This window comes from Acinetobacter sp. (assembly GCF_041919735.1).
Lineage (GTDB): Bacteria > Pseudomonadota > Gammaproteobacteria > Pseudomonadales > Moraxellaceae > Acinetobacter.
In genome coordinates this window covers 59885-76501 of sequence record NZ_JAYRTF010000008.1, presented here as the reverse complement: position 1 = coordinate 76501, position 16617 = coordinate 59885, and the positions used below count along the sequence as shown (strand labels likewise).

13 protein-coding genes, 1 tRNA gene and 1 pseudogene are annotated in these 16617 nt (G+C 43.2%); 4 read left to right on the top strand and 11 right to left on the bottom strand.

Going from position 1 to position 16617, the window contains the following annotated elements:
* Window positions 1-73 precede the first annotated feature (73 nt).
* From ACE3T3_RS06485 to ACE3T3_RS06465, 5 genes and pseudogenes are all read right to left on the bottom strand, one after another.
* Window positions 74-2620 carry a hypothetical protein gene (locus ACE3T3_RS06485; protein WP_374665203.1) on the bottom strand — a complete coding sequence of 849 codons (2547 nt, stop codon included), beginning with the start codon at window positions 2618-2620 and terminating at the stop codon, window positions 74-76.
* 250 nt (window positions 2621-2870) lie between these two features.
* Window positions 2871-3071: pseudogene (locus ACE3T3_RS06480) on the bottom strand (integrase); the annotation flags it as partial.
* 838 nt (window positions 3072-3909) lie between these two features.
* Window positions 3910-4602: a hypothetical protein gene (locus ACE3T3_RS06475; protein ID WP_374665201.1), complete on the bottom strand. Its 693-nt coding sequence runs from the start codon at window positions 4600-4602 to the stop codon at window positions 3910-3912.
* Window positions 4603-4614: 12 nt separating this feature from the next.
* Entirely contained in the window at window positions 4615-6636 is a 2022-nt protein-coding gene (locus ACE3T3_RS06470; protein ID WP_374665199.1) for a hypothetical protein, read from the bottom strand.
* A gap of 29 nt (window positions 6637-6665) precedes the next feature.
* Window positions 6666-8171, bottom strand: a complete 1506-nt coding sequence (locus ACE3T3_RS06465) for a hypothetical protein (protein ID WP_374665197.1) — start codon at window positions 8169-8171, stop codon at window positions 6666-6668.
* Window positions 8172-9156: 985 nt separating this feature from the next.
* Between ACE3T3_RS06465 and ACE3T3_RS06460 the strand changes: the two genes are divergently transcribed.
* On the top strand, window positions 9157-9384 hold the full coding sequence (locus ACE3T3_RS06460) for a hypothetical protein (RefSeq protein WP_374665196.1): 228 nt from the start codon (window positions 9157-9159) through the stop codon (window positions 9382-9384).
* A gap of 146 nt (window positions 9385-9530) precedes the next feature.
* Window positions 9531-9606 (top strand) — tRNA-Thr (locus ACE3T3_RS06455).
* 63 nt (window positions 9607-9669) lie between these two features.
* On the opposite strand, the gene ACE3T3_RS06450 is transcribed toward ACE3T3_RS06455, so the two are convergent.
* The 3 genes from ACE3T3_RS06450 to ACE3T3_RS06440 all read right to left on the bottom strand — a co-directional run bounded on the left by ACE3T3_RS06450 (window position 9670) and on the right by ACE3T3_RS06440 (window position 13106).
* Window positions 9670-10500 (bottom strand): cyclopropane-fatty-acyl-phospholipid synthase family protein, encoded by an 831-nt coding sequence (locus ACE3T3_RS06450; protein ID WP_374665195.1) that lies wholly within the window; start codon window positions 10498-10500, stop codon window positions 9670-9672.
* 3 nt (window positions 10501-10503) lie between these two features.
* Window positions 10504-11802 carry an FAD-dependent oxidoreductase gene (locus tag ACE3T3_RS06445; RefSeq protein ID WP_374665193.1) on the bottom strand — a complete coding sequence of 433 codons (1299 nt, stop codon included), beginning with the start codon at window positions 11800-11802 and terminating at the stop codon, window positions 10504-10506.
* Window positions 11803-12224: 422 nt separating this feature from the next.
* A complete protein-coding gene (locus ACE3T3_RS06440; protein ID WP_374665191.1) occupies window positions 12225-13106 on the bottom strand; it encodes a pirin family protein in 882 nt (293 codons plus the stop codon).
* Window positions 13107-13430: 324 nt separating this feature from the next.
* On the opposite strand from ACE3T3_RS06440, the gene ycaC reads away from it, so the two are divergent.
* Together ycaC and ACE3T3_RS06430 are read left to right on the top strand one after the other, a co-directional pair.
* On the top strand, window positions 13431-14054 hold the full coding sequence (ycaC, locus tag ACE3T3_RS06435) for an isochorismate family cysteine hydrolase YcaC (RefSeq protein WP_374665189.1): 624 nt from the start codon (window positions 13431-13433) through the stop codon (window positions 14052-14054).
* 142 nt (window positions 14055-14196) lie between these two features.
* Window positions 14197-15120 (top strand): LysR substrate-binding domain-containing protein, encoded by a 924-nt coding sequence (locus ACE3T3_RS06430; RefSeq protein ID WP_374665187.1) that lies wholly within the window; start codon window positions 14197-14199, stop codon window positions 15118-15120.
* Window positions 15121-15252: 132 nt separating this feature from the next.
* Here the strand turns inward: ACE3T3_RS06430 and ahpC are convergent, their stop codons facing one another.
* The 3 genes from ahpC to ACE3T3_RS06415 form a co-directional block, all read right to left on the bottom strand.
* Window positions 15253-15816 carry an alkyl hydroperoxide reductase subunit C gene (gene ahpC, locus ACE3T3_RS06425; RefSeq protein ID WP_374665185.1) on the bottom strand — a complete coding sequence of 188 codons (564 nt, stop codon included), beginning with the start codon at window positions 15814-15816 and terminating at the stop codon, window positions 15253-15255.
* Window positions 15817-15844: 28 nt separating this feature from the next.
* Window positions 15845-16063: a hypothetical protein gene (locus tag ACE3T3_RS06420; RefSeq protein ID WP_374665183.1), complete on the bottom strand. Its 219-nt coding sequence runs from the start codon at window positions 16061-16063 to the stop codon at window positions 15845-15847.
* A gap of 64 nt (window positions 16064-16127) precedes the next feature.
* On the bottom strand, window positions 16128-16550 hold the full coding sequence (locus tag ACE3T3_RS06415) for a hypothetical protein (protein ID WP_374665181.1): 423 nt from the start codon (window positions 16548-16550) through the stop codon (window positions 16128-16130).
* Window positions 16551-16617: the final 67 nt, after the last annotated feature.

The window sequence follows — 16617 nt, the reverse complement described above, 5'->3', positions numbered from 1 at the left end:
AAATGTATTGCTAAGTCCATTTATGACGAAGCGACAACTTTTTGCTATGCTACAAAATCGGTGGCTATTCAACTCATGATTTTTTTGGTGTCAAAGGCTCAACACTAGCCGCTAAGTTTAGTATTCTTTGACGTTGAAACTCCTTAGCTCTATCCCGCATTTGTTGTTCCCCATCGTCAATAACTACATTTGAATTTTCACCATTTTGAAGCCGATCCTTCTCAATCATTACAGTATGTGCTTGCTCAATGGTGTTATCCGTGATTAGTACTGCCTCATCGACTAAAGAATCCCCTTCAGATGACTGTACGATACTTAAAGGTTGTTGTCGTTTTTTAACTCCTTTACCTTTAGAAACAGGCTTTCGAGTTCTGCCTCTTAAGAACAACTCAGGCCTTTTTTCTACATGACCCTGTATAATTTTACATGCCCCAATGTATTCGTATGCAGTATAAAAACCCACTAGATCTTTTTTAAGCTGAGGAATAAGTTTGTCACCTTTATTGACCACAAAAGGATCTAAATTACCATCTTCAGACCAGAGAGTCGGAATTAGGTACAAGCTTAATTGATTAAGTTTAAGTTTTTTGGTTTTAGCGTACTTATTTTTAAATTCCTGCCAATAATCTTCAAGGCTTTCCTGAACATCCTGAGCATGTACATTATTTCTGAGATAAAATATTGCCGTACAATCAATAGAGTATCTTTTTCCATCGTGAACATAATAGCCGATATAGGCATCTATCTCTGCCCCTATCCGTTTAGGTGCACGACCAATCGCCTTGATAAACTGTGTAAATAAATTTTTCAGCGTACTCAATTCAAGACCACTCTCCCGATTATCAATCTTAAAGCGCAATAACACCGAATTTTGTTTAAAGCTGTACTTCAGATATTCCATAGCGGATTGACTATTTTTTTCGACCAATCTTGTCGATACTTTTAAACTGGTTAGGTTTTCTTGATTTAACAGCTCTCTTTTAAGTCTGCTCAGCTCTTTAACTATCGCCTTCAATGATTGTTCTGATTCTAGCTCTTCTTGTATACCTCTTATAGCTGGGTTACATCTAAAACTCCTATCTAAAGGCTCAAGCTCACAAACGGCTAGGTCACTTAATTCCAGATACGAACTATTCCAATCCTGAAGCAATAACAAGTAAATCTGAACTACATCAGCCCATTTTTGAGGTTTTGCCATTTTAAGCGTATCTTGCAAGCCATCTAAACGTGTGACCTCTAAATAAGCTATAAATAAATTCAACTTTTGAAGCTTATCAATATCGTCATTAGTCAACCCTTCAATATCCCTTAAACCCTGATAAAGGTAATGGATAGAACTGAAGTATGTGGGTACTTTTTTTAAAAGTTTGGCTGTATTCCAAGTTGATCTATTTTTCGCTATGTCTATCGTTCTTGCTTTTGTTCTGCGATCTAGCTCACCTTTTATATTTTCTAATTTTTTATAGTTAACATTTTGAATAACTCTGCTGTCAGCAAAGCACGTCTCTGCTTCCAAATTAGATGGCTGAATGATAGCGTCTACTTGATAAAAAACACCTAAATACCACTTCAACATCAAATCTACTTTTCTTTTACTGGGCAGTTTAATATTGCGAATTAACCCAACACCAAGCTGATCGAATATCTGATCTAACTGTACAACATCAAAAACAATAAATGGCTCAAACCAACTTCCTTCCAATCGCTGAGCAACATCATAAACTAACTGCTGCTCAATCCCTTTGGGCTCTAGTTCTTGATCAGTAGCATCCAATATCATCCCGATTGTAAATCGTACTTGCCTCCGAATATCTATCTCAGCCTTAGTCCATGTACATATCCAAGGTAATTTACCAACAATATGCTGCGGACTGAGCCATTCGATAAAATCTCTTAGCTTTTGTTCAGATTTGAAATCGGCTAGGAATGTATCAATTTTAAGATCTGCAGTTAACCTAGCAAGCTCATCTTCTGATAAATCAGCCACACTAAACTTTATGACATATAGTGCCTGAGTAATCCTCTTAAATTTACTTATCGCTTTTTCAACTTCTTTGGCCTGTTCTTTCCATTCGGATGGTATAAGAGCAGGACGATAACTCTTTTTTCGCTCTTCAAAATACTGCTTAAATTGGTCTACAGTTTTAAAAATTTCATCATGTGGAAAATCCTCAGTCGTCCACGGGTTTGCTTGCACATCCGATCTAAATCTACAGTTTTCCACACTGTCAACAAAATGAATAAATGCTTTTACTTTAGGAGCAAAATCATAACCCTTCATCCCGACTTTCATCAGGTCTACATCAATGACTAAGTCATTATAAAAATCGACGATTTCTTTTATTTTATTTTTCTTTTGTACTGTATCAGCATCCCTCCAATCAATTTTTGCATAACCTATAAAATCTGATACCTCAACCAAGCGATGATGCAACCGCTCTAATGTCTCAATAGCTTCGAAGTAAATACCCTCAGGTTGAGTTCGCACCCCCTCCTCAGAAAGCGGATAGGTATCGTTATAGTAGCGTTTCAAAAAACTGAAAATCTGATCACTACTTAGCCTCTTAAAATGAAGATTACTGTCGCTAACTTTATCAGTATTGGAATGGCTGTTTTGCATATCATTAAGTTATTGATTATTTTTTTAAGAATAGCGTATAAAAATATAGCTGAATACCTATAAACTATGGTTTTTTACTTTCTTTATAATTTTTTTATTTTACTGTTATACCCATTTATAATAACTATTACACACACTTTTATAAACTTTTAAACCTCATTTTAGATACTGTTATACCTTATTAAAAAATAAACATTCTGCATAAAAAACCACGCTTGATGGCGTGGTCTTTATGGTTGTTCTAGGTCGATTAATTCAACCATTCCTTCACCCTCTCCTCATACCATTCCATGATTTTCACACGCTCATCCCAGTACTGAGCACGGTTATATGCAGAGCGAATACGGTTCTGAGGCACATGAGCAAGCTGACGTTCAATGGCATCGTTATTGAATAAATTTGACTCATTGAGCACAGTACTAAAGAACGATCTAAACCCAAGTGCAGTTATTCAGCAAACACAGCATGAATGCTTAATTTCCACTTAAATTGATTCACTGTGAGTAAAATGAATTAGCCAAAGATAAAATGATCATTATTTAGCCAGTTAATAAATACCACGAAATGACATAAGAGTACCCTCATTCAGTTGGGGGTATAAATGTGGGTATAATTAAAAATTTATTTTTTTATTTTATTGTATTTCATATATTTAATTTAAAAATATGACTCCCTATCTCGCCATATTTTACTCTCATGATGGTTCATGAGGTCTTTAAAAGCTTAAATCTAAAGGGTTTAGGCTTTTTTTGTGTCTGACAGCATCAACTTTATCTGCGGCAATCCCGATCTGGCCAGGGATATAACTGGGGGTATAATAATTTACCCCTATTTTTATACCCCCCAGATTCCGACGGAAACCGCTGCAGTATTGATAAATGCTTTTGTCGGCATGACAGCCTGTATCTATTAAAACAATGTTATGCCCTATGCCGGATAGATACATTCACCGAGATATAAAATAATTTACAGCATAATTGCCTTTTTCCATTAACCGACTGCAATAGAAACCTTGGTATTCCTGCAATTCTGCCAAAATATTTGTTAGCGCATTGAGCTGGCTTTTTAGATAAGGTGGAAAGCGCCCTCTCCAAACAGCATGATTCAATTCAATGGCAAAAGCTTGAATCCTCCAAAAACCTGCCAGTGGCTGTGAGTACAGCCATTTGCCTGCTTTAAACTTCCTGTAAAGCTAAAAAAAGAGCCCACTCAATGGGCTCTTTTTCCTGCAAACAACTTGATGATTATTTACAATTTAAACGCTATTAAGGCTGAACCTGAATCCAGTTTTAAATGTCCGCAAGATCTTTCGGTTTATCTGCTGAGCTGGTCGGCATTTTAAATTCAATACCCGCTTTTTTGAACAATTTAGGATATTCCACTAAAGCCATCGACGAGTTTTTCGCAATGCCAGTGATATCGCCAACCACATTTTTAGCGTCAACTAAAGACATTCCAGTATTGGTCAGGCTTTTTGGATTTGCCATTAAACTCGTACTTACTTGTTTAGCGCCTACTGCTAATTCACGAGCAGTTAAGCTTGCAATGACAAAGTTTGTTGCAGAGTCCACTAAATGTTTCTTTTGCTCTACATTTAATGCTGACAGTTTAGCGACGGTTGCTTCTTCATCTTTTTGAGAAGCCTCTAAAACAGTATTGGACAGCGCTACAATTTGTTTTTGAATGGCTTCTTTTTCTTTCAAATCAGACGTTGTTTTCAAGCTTTTCTGTTTAGCTTTCAGTTCATCCGAATCCTGCTTGCTTGCCAGCAATGAAGCTAAAGCGGTACGGCTCTGAATAAACATTGCATTGGTTGCTTTAGCTTGCGTGAAGAAGCCATTAATATCCATGTTTGAAGAAGATACCCCTGTCGCCGATTCAGACAATGACGATGCAAGACCGCTCAATGACCCAAAGCCTGCATAAGCGCCTGATGCGCCCATTGCAGCAGCTGCTGCTAAAACAATCGCAATTTTTTTCATTCCTTGTTACCCCTATTGTGAAGAATCGGCTTTTTGCACGATTTGATTTAAAATTTTTGGTAAAGCTTCAAACATCTGAATGTTATACATTGCATGACGATGCTGATAATCAATACCCTTTAATCCGATTTCCTGCTGCAGACCATAAGCCCCAATTTTTTCGGCTTTTTGGTTAAATCTGCGTGCGCCGCTGGCCATCACCAACGTGGCGTCACAATTGCTTTTATCTGCATTACATTTAACATCGTCCTGTTTCACTTCAATTTTAAGCACAGGCTGCAAGCATTCATCTTTAGGAATATGAAAATCAACTTTCATATCTTTTTTAAACCCAGCATTTTCAGTCATCGCAACGACCGAATCTTTCAGCAAGGTCTGCCCTTTGAAACCGGATCCTGTCGCATAAAATGGCCGTTTCGACTGACTGGTAAAAGCGTGATAAATTAAAGGGCCGAAGCCATAAAATGGAATTTCACCGACTTGTTCAGTATGCAAGCCCAAACATAAAACACGGGATTGTTTCGAGTCTCCCACGGGAGCAGAGCTATCCAGCAAAATGCTGTCGCCAGAACGCACGGGCAAACGATCACTGCTGCTAACTGGGAAGTCTAATTGCGCGGTAACTTTCGCGCCTTGGCGTTCTAAAACAGTCGCTTCCCATGTTGGAATCAAAATATTGCGCCCTGCTGCTTTATCTGAATGATAAACATGAATTTTCATTCCAGTACTTAAGCGTTCGCCGGCATCATCAATCACAATGTTCTGGCCGCTTGAACCTGAAACTTTTAAATCAGAACGGGTAAATTGAATCCCTTTTTGAAATTGCTGGCCTAATTTCAAAAGCGCATTTTTCAATACGACTTCTTTACGCGCCTCTAAAGAAAAGCCCATGCCTTCTGAAATCACGTCTTTAATATCATCTGCCGCATGCGCGGAGTAAATCACACGGCCAGAACGGTCAATCATTTCAGCAAAGACTTCACTATGAAAAATCTGCTGCTGAGTCATTTTTCCTATCTGCTGCTGATAAGCAATTACCGGCATGGCATTGATCCGGATAAAAAACTCAGGCAATTCACGCTGGTTAATATCTTCACTTTGCGCCAATGCGGTCTGTTCGCTTACGCTTTGCGCCATAGCGCTGTAACGCCGATTGACCGGGGTCAAGGTAAATGAAGCCTGCTCACCCACCGCATCAGAAAAGATTTGCTCGATTAAATCTTTCGATTCCCCCTGATAAGTCAGCACATCAACCACCAAAGCTTTTGGCTTGTTCATCGCTTGGCGCGTATTGGCAGACACTTTGCTAAAGCGCTTGCTGCCGCCCTGCATCAGCACAGGCAAAGCCACAGCATAGTCACTGTCCGCATGTACGACACGGATCAGATCCCCCTCTGCTGAACTCAGCTCATCCTGTGCAGCAATCCCTTGCTTGAAGCCTTTATCCAGAACCAGATAGGATTTCCACTGATCAACCACTTGGGTCTCAGTTTCAGAAACTTTAAGTTTCGATTTTAATTCTTGGGTCACTTGCTGCGTCAATGCCAGCAACGTGCTTTGGAATTTCTGCTTGATCGCGGCTTTTGTTGCAGAAGAATCAATTTCAGCAGCAAGCACTTGAATCGGCTGCGACAATGTCGCACTGTCACTGTATATCACCTCGCCCGACAGCACATTGGTGAGTTTTAGACTCAAAGTGACTGGCAGAAAAATTTCTGCAGTCGAGTCCTTCTTCACAATGTATTCGCTCGCGCGTAAGACTTCTAAAGATGCGATATAAGTACGGTTTTTAGTTTTTTGCGAAATGGTATCGACAATCTGTCCACCGAAACTTTGCTTTAAGCCTTGTACAAAAAGCTGCTCAGCTTGTTTGCGAATAATTTCATTGTCAATGGCTTGACTGAAATCACACACAATAGAAGAACCATTCGCTTCATATTTTCCGGGATCAGTACGGCAGCCCTGCTCCAGCCCAAAAATGCCTTTCGATGGATAGATTTGAATATCCGCATTCGCCCAGGCCGAAACAAGCATTGGCATAGCCAAGCATAAAACTTTGGATTTTATTTGCATTGTGTACCGCCGATGCAAAGTGTAATCGTATTTCCAGCCTGTAAACGCTCAGCACTCGACAGTGTTGGATTCACTTTCCGCAACGCCTTAGCCAATTCGGCACTAATCGGCTTATCACTCTTATACGTCATGGTCATTTCAACCAATTTGCCATCCTGAGTGCGAATATCGATATTTTCCGCGCCATCCATCTCATCTAAGGCGATATATAAATCATCTCCTAAACGTGAAGAGACATTTCCAGAAACGCTTTTCACAAAAACGGTAATTTCTTTACCGTACATAGAGCGATTTTTGGCATAGCCTAAAATCTGCGGCCCGACTTGGCTAACGGCTAATTCACCAAGTTTTTTTGCCACATTGGTCCGGCATGAATCTGTGGTCGCGCCTGTCGATGACTCTGTGCGGGTTTCACCGCCCATCAACGTTGAATCATCAACTGAATAAATTTTAAAACTGACTGCGCCATCGCAGACAAATTGGCCAGTGGCACTTGAACGGCCACGATCATAAATATAAGAACTGCCGGCCATAAACCAATCCGCTTTTTCTTTACGTGCCGCGATGACCAGCTTATTCAGCTCCGCATCGCTCATCAGCTGCTGAATGCTCATGCTGCGGCCATTTAAATACTGGCTTCTGAAACGGTCAGAATCGAGCAATCTGAGATCATACCGCGATGCAGAACCGGCAATAGCATTCAAAGTCTGGTTATCCCGCTCAGCTTTAGTGCTTGGGACCTGATATTCCACATATTTCACAAAGCTTTGGATGTCATTCTGGCGTTCAGACTGACTGTATTTCGCCGATTCACTGGCATTATAGCTGCTTGAAGATGCTGATTTTCCTGAATTATTATGGCTTGCTGAACGGGCGGAAACGCCTGCGCCTGCGCCATAATAATTGCCATAGGCATAACCTGATGCGGCAGATGAACGGCCTTTGGACGAATAAGAATCGGAAGCGCTAGCTTTGGCGCTTTCGCTGGCCTTGTAGCTGGCATCCTCATCATAGCTATAGCTGCGGTCAGAAAAATAGGAGGTAAATTCTTTAACCGGTTTAGAATTGTCTTTTGGCACACCAAAATATTCATCCATCACAATCATGATTGGGCTGGTTCGGCTGTTTTTCTTTGCAAGGCCTAAATCATTGAGAATTGAACGAAATTCTTGATCATCCATTTCCAGACTGACTTGAGTGACTAACTCATTGCTGCTATTCGTGCTGCTGCCGCGGTTTAACACATAACTGCTGTCAATTTGCTTTACAATATCATCCACATATTGATTTGCGTCATTCATGGCTTGAGGGCCATTGATACGTTTGATGAGGGCGATCACAGCATCTCTTTTTGCGTTATTAAATGCTTGATTACGTGTAGCATTGAGATCTTTTTTAATAATGGGCGCAATGCCTTCCCCATTCACTTTAATCATTTCTGCATTGCTGCCTTGAACAGCGCCCAAACACAAAAGTGTACATATAGCCTTTTTCATAATTTCCCCTACATTTAAAGCTTGCAGCCGCATCTATAATTGCTTTATTAAATTTTAAAGTGATCTTTTATACATACAAAAAACAAACAAATGATAAACAATCTTTAACACTAACTCCATCACATAATTTCTCTTTTTTATTAATTTTTCACAAAATTTTATTGAACAAATTTTAAAAAAAATTTTCCTTCTCATTGAATTAATAGAAGTGATGCATATCCTGTGGGCAACACGAAAGAGACAAGCCCTGTAAATTTAGTTATATAAAATGATCGTAAATTTATAGAAAAGTCACATTCGCCAGTTCAATAGGCTTGAACAGCTCTGGACTTAAAGGCGATGAGCCGTTTCATGAGCGGCAAGTTCTGTTTTGAGGTAAAACGGATTCATCAACCCTCTTGATCAAGTTTTTTATATCAAAAACTTGACATAAAAAAAGCCGTATCGAGGGCGATACGGCTATCAAAGGTGCTCAACTTCTGCTTCTGAGGGCTGCCATTAAACTGCTTCAGCTCAATGAACAGCTTTAATATCAATCATCAAGATGAAGCAAACCTTAAGATCAGGCGGAATCCGTCAATTTCAGCCTCTTTTTATGTGAAGGCTGCATTTGCGCTGCATGATGGCCTGGGCTGAATACATAATTGAATAACTAATAAAATTTAAAAGCCGCGGCTCATTTTAAAATATAACGACTAAACAGCAGCTTAAATCTGCCCCCTTAGTCACATTCAGGCAATTTTTTAGACATGATTTATTACAAATTGAAAATTCAGCGCCTAAAAACAATCTGCGCGCGCCATGTTAAAACCTAAGCAAGGCACTTTTTCAGGGCATTGCGCAGGCAAAATCAATCTATTGATCTTCAACTATTTGCGATTTAAGCAATTTGAAATATTTTAAGCTTACATTTCACTTAATCCACACTTTTCTGAACAGCGTCACCTTATATTCAGCATACAGCACTGCTTATTCGGGAGAACACATGAATAACAGCCTAAACTATGTCAAACAGATCAAGAATGCGAAACGCGGCGGCTATACGCCAACCTTAGCCAAGGACATCAATAAGCATAAAATCCAAAAAGCCCTCAAACTGATTGAACAATGGCGTATTTTAGCCAATGAACTGAAACCGCAAATGCAGCTGGACATGGCATTGACCTTAGAAGAATGCGCGCAGGATCTGGACAAAATACTGCGCAGCAAATAATCATGCGGCGCCTATGCCGATCACCGATTTCCCCAGGGCATAGCCTGCACATCCGCAGCTCTGCCCTTGACCGCTGAAGCCCTGCATCAATCGCTCATTTTTTGGCTTGCGCCTGAAAAAAAATTCTGTAAAATGCTTTCCACAACGCCGGCATAGCTCAGTTGGTAGAGCAACTGACTTGTAATCAGTAGGTCCACAGTTCGAATCCGTGTGCCGGCACCATTTCTTAGCCTCGCTTTTCAGTGAGGCTTTGATGTTTCTGGGCGCCGCATTTTTGCTTTCAGCTCAATCCTTCTGTACTGCAATCTGCACATATCTCACCAACCCTGCTTCAAACAGCATCCGGCACAGCTTGGCGGTCATGTCGATTTTCAATTGATCTAAACGCTTGACGCCTATGCTATTTTTTAATTCTGTTTCCGCATAATGGGCAAAGCCCGCCAGCACCTGCGCGCTGAAATCCAAAATCTGAATATTTTTAAATTCAAATTGCATCAAGCGTTGCCGCAGCGCCGCTTCCGTCATTAAATCATGCAGATTGACATCAGCCGCTTTCAGCACAGCCCGCAGCTTCAGCTGCTGCAGCGCATTTAAATTCAAAACATGATCTGACAGCATCAAGGTATGAAAGCCTAAACGGCCATTTGAATTTAAAACTGACTGTGTGGATAACAGGAATGAATTCAAATTGCTGTGATAGGCCGCATCGATGCACAGCACGGCATCAAAGCGCTTTTGAGGGAAAATTTGCTTTAAATTTAAAAAAGAACCGCAGTGAATTTCAGCATTTGAATTTAAATTTTTTTGGATTTTTTCAACACAGGCCGGCTGCATTTCAACTGCGCTCAGCTGCTGAATCTGGTAGCGCTGCCGCCAATGTTGCAGGCTGGCGCCCTGACCGCAGCCGATGTCCAGCAAGACATCTTCCGGCTGGAGCCGGACCGCCAGCGCCAGCTGATCCGCCAGCGCTTGGCACGCCTGCGGATACGACTGCGTATCCGCCTGCCAATAGCCTAAATTGCTCCAAGCCAGTTCGGCATCATCGCCCAGCAGTTTTGCATTGATTGCATATTTATGCTGCGGCATAAAATTGCGGACTGTTTGAAGCCATTTCATGGATTAATAACCGAGCTGCGGAGCAACCTCCACTTTAGGTTTTAATCCCACAAACGGCAATGGCGCGCCAAAAATTTCCGCAATATGCATGGCCGATGTCACCGCCGATTCCAAAATCGGCAGGCCGTCGCAAGACCATGAACCGCAATAGAATACTTTGCGGTTCATGGCTTTATGGCGCTGCTGCAGTTCCTGATTCAGCGCCACAGTGTCCGAATCCACTACAGCGCGGGTTAAGGTAACGGTAGAAATCACCTTTTTCGGATCAATCGGCGTGACCGGACGCCAGGTTTGGAACACTGGCGTTTTGCCGACCAGGCTCGGTTCAATTGAATTCAGCCAAACGGTAAACTGCTGTTTGGTGAACTTGCGGTCCATCATATAGCTGAGCACCGCCCAGTCTTTGCGTTTTGGCGGCATCACGGTTTGATCGGTATGAATCACCAGATCGCCCTGCTCAAATTTGAATTTTTTCAGCAGCGCAATATCTTCAGCAAACTGATCCGCATCTAAAAATTCTTCAATCTTGGTCGTTGGCGTTGCTACTACGACACGGTCAAATTCAGTCACTTGGCCTAGGGTGTTTTCCACCAGCACTTTATCGCCCTGCTCTCTTACCGAAGTAATCGCAGATCCGCTGATGATGTCGATATTTTCAATCAGCTTATTCACCAAGGCCGGCGTGCCGCCCTGAATGCGCAGCAGCGCATCGCCATCGGTCAGCTGGCGCAGGAACACCAGCAGCGGCTTGGCAGGCCATTCGCCAATGGTTTTCGGATTGCAGGTGCAGATGGTGTACAGCACCGGCATCACCGCGCCATGCCAAAAGACTTCTTCAATCTCATTGCGGTTAATGAATTCCGCCAAAGTGATATCTTGGTCTTTGGATTTAAAAAATTTGGCAATCGCTGTTTTCAGCTGCAGCATGCCTTTGACCAGCCGCCAGCCATACTGCTGTATGCCTTTGCGGTTATTGATAATCGGGAAATTGCCAATCCGGCTGCGCGTGGTGGTCAGCCAGGTTTCTGTTTTATCTTCAAACAGCCAGCTGCATGCCATATAGGTGCGCACAGGAAAGGTTTTGATGCCTAAATAGGCCGCCAAGCTTAAAGTATTGTTCCAAAGATGCGGATTCATCACACGCAGCGGCGCATCAATCAAGCCGCCTTCAAATTCGGTGCTGTGACTGTCCATGCCGCGTCCAGGCAATGCTTCAAAAATGGTAATGCTATGCCCTGCATCTTTTAGAATTCTTGCGGCAGCAAGCCCAGCCATGCCGCTGCCGATGACTGCAATATCCAATCTTCTATTCCGTGTATTAAATTTTCATAAAATTATGACGCATCGCCCTAAAAAACTGGCTATTAAAAACTACCAGATTACGGCCTTTTCCACAGCAGATACAAAAACCCACAAAAGGTCATATTTACAATTTTTAACATATTGAATTTATCTCAATAAATACATGAAACACATTATTTATTTTAATTTATGAAATAAATCCTTTAATAAACAATATAAATAAATTCACCATTATTTTAATTTTGGTTTTACTTTTGCTTCAATTGACGCTAATATCCGCCGCATAAAAATGATAACTGCATCACATATTAAAGACACATAAAAGGTGATCGCGGTAAAAGAACAACTTTATCAGCGAAAAAGAAGAAAGCCCCTGATCATCATCAGGGGCTTTTTTTTCTTCAGCCTGTATTTTTCATGCATCAATGCGCCGTCTGAATTGGAATTTCACCAAATTTTCCAGCATTGAAATCATTAAATGCCTGAATGATTTCATCTTTCGTATTCATCACGAAAGGCCCATAGCCCTGAATCGGTTCATTCAGCGGCTTGCCGGTCAGCAGCAGAAATTGCGTGTCCTGATGGGCCTGCAGTTGAATTGCCGGATCACCGTCACGGGCAAACATCACAATCGAGCTGTCCAGAACCTTTTGGCTGCCATTCACCATCACTTCGCCATTCAGCACCACCAGCAGCGCATTGTGCTCGGCTGGAATATGCACCATCGTTTCATGATCCGCTTTCAGCAGGCCATCCCAGACATTGATTGGACTGTAAGTGCTGGCAGGGCCTCGATGTTCCGCAAACTCGCCGGCAATCACCCGGACATGGCCCGCATCATCATCCAGCGCAACACGCGGAATCTCTGCAGCGGCAATCGCCTGATAGCGCGGCTCAGTCATCTTGTCCTTCGCAGGCAAATTCACCCACAGCTGCACCATCTCAAATAAGCCGCCATGCTGGGCAAAGTCCGGGGAGTGGAATTCTTCATGCACCACCCCTGCGCCGGCCGTCATCCATTGCACATCGCCAGCCTGAATGGTGCCGCCGCCGCCCGCAGAATCTTTATGCGACACTTCACCCTGATAGGCCAGCGTCACGGTTTCAAAACCGCGGTGCGGATGCGAACCGACCCCATGCTGCGCAGCAGTTGGATCAAAATGATACGGCGCGGCATAATCCAGCAGCAAAAACGGGCTGATGGCCTGTCCCAAACGGTCGTAGGAAAACAGGTTTTTGACAGGAAAGCCGTCGCCGACCCAATGCATTTGCTGATTACGATAAACGCCAATAACTTTTTTCATCTTTTTACTCCTATCTCTTATAGGATGAACATGGGTCTATTTTAATGCCGAATATGCGTTTTAAATAGGCGGATCGTAAAACGCAGTATCTTGTTCATAAGACAATCAGCGCTTGGATTTCAGAAAAACCGCCCCATCCATTGCCCTCTGCATGCCGCCCGCGCCCATAATCCCATTATCGCGATTCACTATCCCGCAATAAGCGCTTAATTTATTCGAATTTTCAAACTACGATGAACTCCGCATCCGCTTCTTTCTGGCAATTTTACCCTCCGCCATTCAAGAAAAAATGCAAACTGAATCTCATCCAAAGGAAGATAAAAAATGGGCAAACCTTATATCCGCTTAGATAAAGACAACGCCGCAGTGCTTTTGGTCGACCACCAAGCTGGCCTGCTTTCATTGGTTCGCGATATTGATCCTGACAAATTTAAAAACAACGTGCTTGCGCTTGCAGCCGCGGCCAAATACTTCAATCTCCCGACAATTTTAACCACCAGTTTTGAAGATGGCCCAAACGGCCCGCTGGTGCCTGAACTGGTTGAGATGTTCCCTGATGCGCCGTATATTGCGCGCCCTGGCCAAATCAACGCTTGGGATAATGAAGATTTTGTCCAAGCAGTGAAAGCGACCGGCAAAAAGCAATTGATTATTGCCGGCGTGGTAACCGAAGTCTGCGTGGCCTTTCCTGCGCTTTCCGCATTGGCTGAAGATTTTGAGGTCTTTGTGATTACCGATGCTTCCGGCACCTTCAACCACTTAACCCGGGACTCTGCCTGGGACCGCATGTCGCAAGCCGGCGCGCAGCTGATGACCTGGTTCGGCGCTTCATGCGAACTGCACCGTGACTGGCGCAATGATATTGATGGCTTAGGCGCATTATTTGCAGCGCATATTCCAGACTACAAAAACCTGATTCAAAGCTATGTGAAAAACACTGCAAAATAAGTGAATTCATACAGTAAAGAGCAGCCTGAGGGCTGCTTTTTGCTGCGCAGCCGATTGGTTTTTTATCTGCAGAAAATCCGCTTAAAAGCATATAGAATACCCGCTAGCATGCCCAATTCAACATTCATGAGCGAGGTGGCGAATGCACTCATTCGATGACTATTATTATTTCTACCTTGTGGTCAAGCATGGCGGATTTGGCGCAGCCAGCGATGCATCCAACATCACCAAATCAAAACTCAGCCGCCGGATTCTAGACCTTGAAGCGGCATTCAATGTTACGCTGATTCAGCGCTCAACCCGGCATTTTAAAGTCACGCCGCTCGGGCAAGAGTTTTTCGCAGAATGTGAAAAAGTCATTCTGCAAACGGAATGCGCGCGCAATGTGCTGCTGAAGCAGAAAAGCGAGCCGCAGGGCCTGGTCAAAATCAGCTGCCCGGCCGTGATGATGCGCTATCAGATCCGCAGCCTGCTGAACCAGTTTTTAAAAGCTTATCCGCAAGTCAAGATTGAGATGGAGCTGACCAGCCGGCGCGTCGATGTGCTGCATGATGACATCGACTTGGCCATCCGCACCAATTTTCAGGCCAATGAAGATTCCAGCATTGTGGTGCGCGACGTCATTAAAACCACGCATTGCCTGGTGGCCAGCCCTGAGCTGCTAAAGGGCCGTGTCATTCAATATCCGACCGAAATCAATGATTATCCAACCATTGTTCTGGGCACGCAAAAGCCGCATGATCAATGGCAGCTGCGCCGTTTGGACAATCAGGAGCAAATTGATATTCCGCTCGAGCCGCGCATTAAAAGCAATGATCTGGCCGGCGTGTATTATTCAGTGATCGATGGCCTCGGCATTGCCGATTTGCCTTATTTAACCGTAGAGCATGATTTGGCTGCAGGGCGTTTGGTGCATATTTTGCCGGAATGGTGTTCCAATATCGGCACGGTGCAGCTGGTATATGCATCACGTAAGGGCCAGCGTCTGGTGATGGAAAAGCTGATTGAGCATCTGGTTGAAGGCCTGCGCGCCAATGCCGGCAGCCATCCGGGCTATGCCGTATAGATAGCCAAATGGTCCGTATTCAGCAAGTGAAGATTGGCCTTGGCGGCATTGCTTAAAAAGAAAATTTTCCATTAAAAAACCAGCTGCGGGAGCTGGTTTTTTTTAATAGCTGAAACCTGTGCAGGAATCAGATTAGATTTTGCCGACCAAGTCGATGGATGGCGCTAAAGTCGCTTCGCCTTCTTTCCATTTTGCCGGACAGACTTCACCTGGGTGAGCATGCACATACTGCGCTGCTTTCACTTTGCGGAGCAGTTCAGAGGCATCACGGCCAATCCCGCCAGCGTTGATTTCTACAATTTGAATTTTGCCTTCCGGGTCAATGACGAAAGTGCCGCGGTCTGCCAGACCATCCGCTTCAATCAGCACGTCAAAGTTTTTCGCCAACGTCCATGTTGGATCGCCCACCATTGGATATTCGATTTTCTTAATTTCTTCAGAAGAATCATGCCAAGCTTTATGCGTGAAATGCGTATCAGTAGAAACGGAATAGATTTCTACGCCCATTTTTTGGAATTCTGCATAATGATCCGCCAGATCGCCTAATTCTGTTGGACATACAAAAGTAAAATCTGCAGGATAGAAAAATACAACAGACCATTTGCCGATCATATCTTTCTCAGAAACCTCAATGAATTGGCCATCTTTATAAGCCGTTGCGTTAAATGGTTTTACTTCAGTGTTGATCAAGCTCATTTCATATTCCTCTTCAACATTTTAGGGATTACTTATCTGTTGAAGCTAGAATACGAAAAACATCAGCATAGGTAAAACCGAACTTTTTTATAAATATTATCGGATTTTTAGATTTGTTATTTATATCAATATGCCGGTTTCCATCGATAACGCCTATAAAGCGCGGTCTGCTGAAGCCGATCAGTCCATGCTTCAGTTGCCATGCAGCGCCAGCCCTGAACCGCTGGCGCTGCATGGTCAAAGGCATAACTGCAGAATGCGGCAAAAAGCCGGCAGCGGCCTCATGCAGTTGCTGCGCCTATTGATGCCGCTTAATGCGCAGCCGTGCAGACATACTGATAAAGCGCATTCACCTCCGGTGAATCGAGGTTCATTGGCTCAAAATATCTCGGCATTTCAACGGCTTTTTCCATAGCGGTGCCATTGGCCTTAAAGCGATGGCTGAAGATATACGCGCGGGTCTGTTCCGCGCAATTGATCATATGCACGGCTTGTATATAGCCTTTCGGTTCAATCTTTAAGGACGGCACGCCATAGGTATATACATATTTATAGCCGAACTTTTTTACTCCGGCCTGCACCGGCACATTTGCAGCGGCGGCGGTATGCAGATCGGCAAATGTAGTTCCATATTCATTTTGATAGATTTTCACCCATTTGTCCGCTTTCGGCGCGGCATGCGCCGTTGCTGCAGCGCAGATGAAAAGCGCGGCTCCTAAATATGCTTTTTTCATTTTACTCCCCCTCTGATTAATCATTGAATCTCTGCCCTTAGGTTATAGCTTTTTTTAGCCAAAGATA